This is a genomic window from Natronobacterium haloterrestre, from assembly GCF_900112205.1.
GTDB classification, from domain to species: Archaea; Halobacteriota; Halobacteria; order Halobacteriales; family Natrialbaceae; genus Natronobacterium; species Natronobacterium haloterrestre.
Genome location: NZ_FOKW01000001.1, coordinates 833,164 through 840,660, shown reverse-complemented (window position 1 = coordinate 840,660; position 7,497 = coordinate 833,164). Strand labels below are relative to the sequence as shown.

8 protein-coding genes are annotated in these 7,497 nt (G+C 65.4%); 5 read left to right on the top strand and 3 right to left on the bottom strand.

Translation table 11 applies throughout. From position 1 onward, the window contains the following. Nucleotides 1-255: 255 nt before the first annotated feature. Nucleotides 256-909, top strand: a complete 654-nt coding sequence (locus tag BM113_RS04015) for an AIM24 family protein (protein ID WP_089785525.1) — start codon at nucleotides 256-258, stop codon at nucleotides 907-909. Nucleotides 910-965: 56 nt separating this feature from the next. Here the strand turns inward: BM113_RS04015 and BM113_RS21780 are convergent, their stop codons facing one another. Then, a complete protein-coding gene (locus tag BM113_RS21780) occupies nucleotides 966-1,247 on the bottom strand; it encodes a hypothetical protein (RefSeq protein ID WP_245757970.1) in 282 nt (93 codons plus the stop codon). A gap of 218 nt (nucleotides 1,248-1,465) precedes the next feature. Between BM113_RS21780 and BM113_RS04005 the strand changes: the two genes are divergently transcribed. Continuing rightward, nucleotides 1,466-2,839: an ADP-dependent glucokinase/phosphofructokinase gene (locus tag BM113_RS04005; RefSeq protein WP_089785521.1), complete on the top strand. Its 1,374-nt coding sequence runs from the start codon at nucleotides 1,466-1,468 to the stop codon at nucleotides 2,837-2,839. A gap of 9 nt (nucleotides 2,840-2,848) precedes the next feature. Here BM113_RS04005 and BM113_RS04000 read toward each other — a convergent pair whose 3' ends face one another. Both BM113_RS04000 and BM113_RS03995 read right to left on the bottom strand, forming a co-directional pair. Further along, nucleotides 2,849-3,742, bottom strand: coding sequence for a universal stress protein (locus tag BM113_RS04000; RefSeq protein WP_089785519.1), 894 nt, complete (start codon nucleotides 3,740-3,742; stop codon nucleotides 2,849-2,851). Between the two features lie 81 nt (nucleotides 3,743-3,823). Beyond that, a complete protein-coding gene (locus BM113_RS03995) occupies nucleotides 3,824-5,065 on the bottom strand; it encodes a glycosyltransferase (RefSeq protein WP_089785517.1) in 1,242 nt (413 codons plus the stop codon). 141 nt (nucleotides 5,066-5,206) lie between these two features. On the opposite strand from BM113_RS03995, the gene gap reads away from it, so the two are divergent. Genes gap through BM113_RS03980 form a run of 3 tightly spaced genes read left to right on the top strand, consistent with a single transcriptional unit; the run spans nucleotide 5,207 to nucleotide 7,469 of the window. Beyond that, nucleotides 5,207-6,280, top strand: a complete 1,074-nt coding sequence (gap, locus tag BM113_RS03990) for a type I glyceraldehyde-3-phosphate dehydrogenase (protein WP_089785515.1) — start codon at nucleotides 5,207-5,209, stop codon at nucleotides 6,278-6,280. A gap of 29 nt (nucleotides 6,281-6,309) precedes the next feature. Further along, complete coding sequence (locus BM113_RS03985) at nucleotides 6,310-6,489, top strand: hypothetical protein (RefSeq protein WP_089785513.1); 180 nt, start codon at nucleotides 6,310-6,312, stop codon at nucleotides 6,487-6,489. Nucleotides 6,490-6,500: 11 nt separating this feature from the next. Further along, entirely contained in the window at nucleotides 6,501-7,469 is a 969-nt protein-coding gene (locus BM113_RS03980; protein ID WP_089785580.1) for a nucleotidyltransferase family protein, read from the top strand. Nucleotides 7,470-7,497 lie beyond the last annotated feature (28 nt).

The window sequence follows — 7,497 nt, the reverse complement described above, 5'->3', positions numbered from 1 at the left end:
AGACGCTCAGAAGATCCACAAGCAACGACCGATCCTTCAAGAACAGCTCGCTACCACCATCCAACCGACCGCTGAGGCTTAGCTAAAGACCAATGGTACAGGTATATTATCTAGCTGGGAGTTCCACGCCGACATCGAGATAGGACAGCTCTTCGGCGATCTCATAACTTGAAAGAGATTTGTAGTCATCACACTCTTTATAATCTGTTCCGACAAATCCTCAGTAGAGCCGCCCTTGATTGGCTCGGTGAAACGATGAATATTGACCAATTCAAAACACAACACGCGCCGACAGAAACCGACGAAACGTTCCAACTGGAGAATAGCTATACGCTCGATATTGCAGTCGACGGGTCCGTACTGGCGAAAGCCGGGGCGATGGTTGCCTACACCGGCGATCTTTCGTTCACCGGACAGGCGACGCCAGAAGGCGGTATTACCGGCTTTCTCAAGGAAGCAGCGACCGGCGAGGGAACGCCCGTAATGAACGTTGAAGGCACCGGACACGTCTACCTCGCTGATCGCGAAAAGAAGGTCCAAATCCTCCATCTCGGCGCTGAAGACGCCCTCACGGTCAACGGCGAGGATATCCTCGCGTTCGAATCACGGATCTCCTACGAGATCGACAAGATCGACAGTCTCGCTGGCGCCTTCGCTGGTGGATTCACCAATGTGTATCTTCAAGGCCCCGGGTACGTCGCACTCACCACTCACGGCGATCCGCTCGTCTTCGAACCACCGGTCACGACCGATCCGAGCGCGACCGTCGCATGGAACAAGACGTCCCCGAACGTCGAAGTCAACAAGAACCTCTCGGACATGATTGGCCAGGAGTCGGGTGAACGCTTCCAGATGAACTTCGAGGGATCAGACGGATTCGTCGTCGTCCAACCCTACGAGGAACACTAATACGGCAACTAAAGGCTGTCCGTCAGCTCTCCACCGCTGAAGCGGCGGGTAGCTGATCACTCACAACACCCACGTCGTCGACGTCGCGACCGAGGGCGAGAGTCAGCTACGAACGATTCGGGGAGAGGACGATGGAGAGTGGCCGACTCGAGCGAGTCTGTCGGTGGCTCGCCCACAAGCTCATGCCCGGAACGTCGGCGTTCAACGTCGCCGTGGCCCGCCAGCGGGCGATGCAAGGTTCGTGCATGAAGACGGCGAGTCACACCTCGAGCCGCGTGGATCCCTGTCTCCGCGACGTAGTAGTCGTACGCCGACGCGGTCGTCGTAAACCCCTGCAGGACGGGAACGTCGAGGTCGGCGAGGACGCCGGGGTTCGCGCCCTTGCCGCCGACGGCCTCCGTCTCGTCGCCGCTCGACTCCTTTAGCCACCGGACGAACGTCTCCCGTGACGGCGGTCTGGCACTCGGACTACGCGGACGACATTAGGTTCGCTGGGGGCGACGACCGACGCGGGTACCCCAGGATTATTCCGCTGCGGCTGGGAGGGAGCCGTGCCATGCAGGACGCCCACGCCAGACTGGAGGCGGACGTCGCCGCGCTCGAGGACCTCCCGGTATTCGTCGCCTACAACGCCAACGTCGACGCGATCGTTCGGGTCGACGCGGAACTGGAATCGTTCCTCGAGCGACCCTCGGATCCCGGGTCCGAACTGCCGTCGAGTCCTCTCGAGTCGACACGCGAACTCGCGGCGGCGATCGCACACACGATGGCGGCCGGCCGGGGCGACGAGATCGCGATGACCGACGAGTTCGCGACCACGCTCGAGTCGGAGCTAGAACCCGACAGCCAGCAGATGGGTGGCCAGGCGGGGATCATGACCAACCTGCTCACCGCTCTGAACACCGCGCCGATCACGTACACGTACCTGCTCTCCGAGCGCCAGCTCTCGATGTTCGAACACCCCGAGGCAGTGCGGTACCCGGCCGTCGAAGACGGTCAGGTGCGGTACCTCCCCCTGCCCGAGGCCGTCGATACGGATCGGACGAAGATCAACTGGGTGTTCGAGTTCAGGAAGGGAGACGAGTTCTTCGGCGCGACTGCGACGGCGGACACCCGGTTCATCGCCGCCTCGAGGCCGCCGGAGTTCGACCTGACTGCCGGCGACCTCGACGAGGCGATCGGCCAGGTCGGCGAGGACGTCGACGGCGCCCTCCTCGCGGGGTATCACAACCTCACCCCCGACCACGTCGAGGACGGGTACGAGGAGACCCACCGCCACGCACGCGAGGTCCTCCGTCGACTCCGCTCGGGGAGCGACGTCGACGTCCACGTCGAGTACGCCGTCACCCACGACGACGATCTCAGGGACAGCATGTACGAGTTGATCCTGCCGGAGGCGAACGTCGTCGGCGCGGACACACACGAGTTGGCGATGCTCCACGAGGACGCAGGGCTGGACGTGGTGACGGATCCGCCGTCGGAGGCGACGCCGTTCGAACCGGACGAGATCCTCGAGCACTACCGGATGCTCGAGGCGGCACGCGAGGACCTCGACGTCGACTGTCTCCAGTTGCACGCGATGGAGTATCACCTCGCCGTGATGGGGTCGTACCACTCGCCGGAGGCGCTTCGGCGAGGACTCGAGTTCGCCGCCGTCAACGCCGCCACGAAGGCAGCCCGGGGCGAAATCACGTCGCCCGACGACCTCGAGACGGGGCTAGAGTACGAGCCCTCGGAAGTGGGACGGGAAGCGATCGAACTGCTGGCGGATCACCTGGGCGAGACGGCCGAGGACGGCGTCCTCGAGACTCCCACGGTTGCCGCCTGTCCGAATCGCGTCGTCGACGACCCGGCGGGGACGGTCGGCATCGGCGACATCGTCTCGTCCTCGAGTTTCGTTCTGGAACTCGCCGTGGCCAGCGACCGGTAGCCGACGGCGTCACGGCGAGTCGGCGCTCACCGGGACGCAGAATACCGGTACCTCGGCCTGCCGAACCACGTTTTCGGTGACGCTTCCGAGGAACCACTGGCCGATCCCCGTCCGGCCGTGGGTACCCATGACGATCAGGTCGACGGCGTTCTCGGTCGCGTATCCCGGAATCTCGGATACCGGGGAGCCTTTCGCGATCGCTCCCGAGACGCTCACGCCGGCGTCCGCGCCGTACTCCCGGACCGCGTCGATCGCCTCCTCGCCCCGTTCCTCGAGGACCTCGAGCAAGTCGTCGAACTCCTCGAGGTCGGCGAAGGAATCCGTATCGATCGAGTAGAGCGTGTGCACGGACGACTCGAGGCGACTCGCGAGTGCGATCCCCCACTCGGTCGCGATCGCCGCCCCGTCGCTGCCGTCCGTCGGCAGGAGGAATCGGTCGAACGCGACGTCGGCCGCATCGAGTTCGCCGGCCTTCGGCGGGACGGCGAGGACCGGCGTTCGTGCCGTTCGAAGGACGTTCTCGGCCACGCTCCCGAGGAGGACCCTGTCGAGCCCCGTTCGGCCTTTCGTTCCCATCGCGATGACGTCGATGTCGCGCCGGTTGGCGTACTCCCTGATCAACTGGAACGGCGTCCCCTCCCTGACCCGAGTCGTGACCTCGAGGTCCTCGTCGTACTCCCCGGCGAGCCGTGCGATCTCCTCGACCGCCTCCTCGGCTTCCTCCGTAAGCGGCGCGGACTCGAACTCCTCGAGGTCCACCGCGGGGAGTCGGGACTCGACGACCGACAGGACGTGAACGTCCGCTTCGGTCCGGGACGCGAGGGCGACCCCGCGTGTGGCCCCTGCGAGTGCCCCGTCGCTGCCGTCGGTCGGTATCAGTATCGAATCGATGAGCCGGCTCATGGGAGCGTCCTGGGTCCCTTCACCGCCGCGGCGGATAATGGTGTGGGGGTGCAGTTCCCCGGCGTCACCCGAGAGGGCCCGTCAGGAGTCCGGTTCCAGCGCCTCGACGAAAACCTCGAGGAGATCCTCGAGTTGCCGCGGGAGCAAGAATCGTTCGCGGACGTGTTCCCGGGCGTTCGCGCCGAATTCGGTCCGGCGCTCGTCGTCCTCGAGCAGCGTGACGATCCGGTCGCCGGCGGCGTCGGCGTCGTCCGGCTCGACGAGGTAGCCGTTCCGGCCGTCTTCGACCTGTAGCGGGATGCCGCCGACCGTCGATCCGACGACCGGCGTGCGCTTCCAGAGCGCTTCCGAGACGACGAGTCCGAACCCCTCGCGCAGGGATTTCTGGACGACGACGTCCGACAGCCGCTGGAGGGCGTTCACCGTCGTATCCGGGAGATCGGTCAGGACGTGGACGTCCGGATCGTCGACCGCCTCGCTGGCGACCTGCTCGTATAGCTCGAGCCCTTCCGGATCGTCACCTGCCATGCCGCCGGCAAGCACCAGCTGGATCCCCGGGACGGTCTCGCGAGCCCTGCGATACGCCTCGAGCGTCCCGAACTGATCCTTCCACGGGTCGAAGCGGGAAATCTGGGTCACGACCGGCGCGTCGAACGAGAGCGGGTCCAGGCGGTCCCGTTCGGTCGCGAGTTCGTCCGCGTCGAGCGCCCGGTTCTTCTCGGTTACCGGATCGATCGAGGGGTAGACGACGCTCGTCTCCGGGACGTCGATCGCCGCGTACGCGGCACGGCTGAAAACGGCGTGATCGATCGGGTCCGCGTACGCCGACACGAACGCGAGGTACTCGTCGACCGGGTCGGTGAGATCGACGTGACACCGCCAGACGATCGGCGCGTCCGGCAGCCGCTCCGCGAGTCCCTCGAGCATCCCGAGTGGCTGTGGATCGTGAGCGACGACGAGGTCGTACCGCTTTTCGACCTCGGCCGCGTTCCGATCGGTCACCGCCCGGTAGATCGCTTCCATCTCCGCCGTCAGCGGCTCGGCGCTCCCCTGGAGGCCGTTGTGGATCGCCTTCGTGACCTCGAAGAAGTCGTCGTCGGCGTCCATGACGAGCCAGTCGGTGTCGATGCCGAGGTCGTTACAGACCGGGACGATCGAACGGAGCAGTTCCGCCACCCCGCCGCCGGTCGCAGTCGAGTTGACGTGGAGAACGCGCCTGTCCGAGAGCGTCCCGGCGAGCGAACGGAGTCGCTCGAGGCGGTCGCGCTCCGTCACGGCGGCGTACGCGTCGAGCGATCGGTCCGGTAGCGAAGGGGCGTGCATCGTCCGTACTCGTCCGGACGACGACGACGGTCGTATCAGTTGGGGGTACCCGAAGAGAAGATAGCAGTTAGAAGGCTTTTATCTCCCGATTTCTAACGTTCGGGGGTAACTAATTTATCCGCCGGTAGCGGATTGCCGACCATGGGACCGAATCCCAATGGCGGCGGTCAAGGGGCCGACGAAACGCTTCGAGTCGGACTGAACGGCTTCGGTCGAGTCGGACGATGTCTCCTGCGTGCGTCGCTGACCCACGACGACGTCGATATCGTCGCGATCAACGACGTGATGGACGACGACGACATGGAGTATCTGTTCCAGTACGACTCGGTACACGGCCGACTCGAGGAGGTTTCCCGCCGCGGGGACACCCTCGTCGTGGACGACCAGGAGTTCCAGTTGCTCTCGAAGCGCGAGCCGTCGGCGCTCCCGTGGGACGACCTCGACGTCGACATCGCCTTCGAAGCGACCGGGCTGTTCCGGACCCGCGACGAGGCGGCCCAGCACCTCGAGGCCGGCGCGGACAAGGTGATCATCTCGGCACCGCCCAAGGGGGACAAAGAGCTGCCGATGTTCGTCTACGGCGTGAACCATCAGGAGTACGACGGCGGCGACGTCCTCTCGAATGCCTCCTGTACGACGAACTCGGTCGCGCCGGTCCTGCAGGCCCTCGACAACAGGTTCGACGTCGTCTCCGGGCTCCTGACGACCGTCCACGCCTACACCGGCAGTCAGGCGCTCGTGGACGGCCCAATGGAGAAGCGACGCCGCGGCCGCGCAGCCGCCGAGAACATCGTTCCGACGACGACTGGTGCGGCCAACTCGACCAGCGAAGTGCTCCCCGAGTTCGAGGGGAAACTCGAGGGGATGGCGATGCGCGTCCCGGTCCCGAACGGGTCGGTCACCGACATTACTGTCAACATCAAGGAAGACATCGAGCGCGAGGAAGTGAGTAACGCGATCCGGGCCGCGGCCGACGACAGGATGGCCGGCGTCCTCGGCTACACCGACGACGAGATCGTCTCCCGGGACATCGTCGGGCTCCCGTTCGCCTCGTACGTCGACCTCGAGTCCATGATGGTCGCGGCCAACGACACGGTGAAAGTGCTGGCCTGGTACGACAACGAGTACGGCTTCTCGAACCAGATGATCAAACTCGCGAAACACGTCGCGAGCCAGTCGGAGAGCATCGACGCCGGACGGACCGTCACCCACTGACAAACGCCGCCACGCACCGGCCGCCAGCTATGACCACGTCTCGAACCATCGCCGACCTCGAGCCCGAACGGCGATCGATGGACCGCATCGACGTCGGTGCCGACCACTTCGAGAACCCTTCCGGCCTGGTCGGCGGCAGCGACGACGCGCTCGCTGACGATCCGCTCGGCGGCGTCGTCGGACTCGGAAAACGGCACCGGTTCTCATGACTGAATCCACCATCACTGCCGTCGTCCTCGCCGGCGGGTACGCGACCCGGCTGTGGCCGATCACGAGGCACCGCCCCAAGATGTTCCTGCCGCTCGGGGAGACGACCGTCCTCGATAGGATCTATGCCGAACTCGAGGGTCTCGATCGAATCGACGAGGTCTACGTGAGTACGAACGAGCGGTTCGCCCCCGATTTCGCGGCCCACCTCGCTGACGGCCCGTACGACAAACCGCGGCTGTCGGTCGAAGAGACGGCGAGCGAGGACGAGAAACTCGGCGTCGTCGGCGCGCTCGCGCAGTTGATCGATCGCGAAGGGATCGACGAGGATCTGCTGGTGATCGCGGGCGACAACCTCTTCGATTTCGCCGTCGAGGACTTCCTCGAGTACTTCGACCGACGGAGCGGGCCGGTGATCGCCGCCCACGACGTCGGCTCCCGGGAGCGGGCGACGTCGTACGGCGTGGTCGACCTTGACGGCGAGCGCGTCGTCGACTTCCAGGAGAAACCGGACGAACCGGAGAGTACGCTCGTCTCGGTCGGGTGCTACGCGTTCCCCGGGGAGACGCTGTCGCTGTTCTCCCCGTACCTCGAGGCGGGAAACGACCCGGACGAGCCCGGCTGGTTCGTCCAGTGGCTTCGGGAACGGGAGCCGACCTACGCCTACGCCTTCGACGACGCGTGGTTCGACATCGGCACCCGGGAGAGTTACCTCGACGCCGTGTCCTGGTACCTCGACGGCGACTCACAGGTGGCCGGGTCGGCGACCGTTCGGGGGAGCACTGTCGGCGACGACGTCCACGTGATGGCGGACGCGACCCTCGTCGACGCCGACGTCGAGCGCTCGGTGATCTTCCCGGGCGCGGACCTCGAGTCGACGAGCGTGCGCGACTCCATCGTCGACGAAGGGGCCAGGATCAGCGGCTTCGACCTCGAGCGCGCCCTGATCGGTGCCCACACGCGGATTCCGGACGATCGATGAGTCGTGGCCATCAGTACGCTCCCCGGGT

Bases quoted from the DNA above. Each gene is read 5' to 3' on its own strand.
- gap (WP_089785515.1), top strand. From the start codon at position 5,207: ATGGGACCGAATCCCAATGGCGGCGGTCAAGGGGCCGACGAAACGCTT.
- BM113_RS04000 (WP_089785519.1), bottom strand. From the start codon at position 3,742: ATGAGCCGGCTCATCGATTCGATACTGATACCGACCGACGGCAGCGAC.
- BM113_RS04015 (WP_089785525.1), top strand. From the start codon at position 256: ATGAATATTGACCAATTCAAAACACAACACGCGCCGACAGAAACCGAC.
- BM113_RS03985 (WP_089785513.1), top strand. From the start codon at position 6,310: ATGACCACGTCTCGAACCATCGCCGACCTCGAGCCCGAACGGCGATCG.
- BM113_RS03995 (WP_089785517.1), bottom strand. From the start codon at position 5,065: ATGCACGCCCCTTCGCTACCGGACCGATCGCTCGACGCGTACGCCGCC.
- BM113_RS04005 (WP_089785521.1), top strand. From the start codon at position 1,466: ATGCAGGACGCCCACGCCAGACTGGAGGCGGACGTCGCCGCGCTCGAG.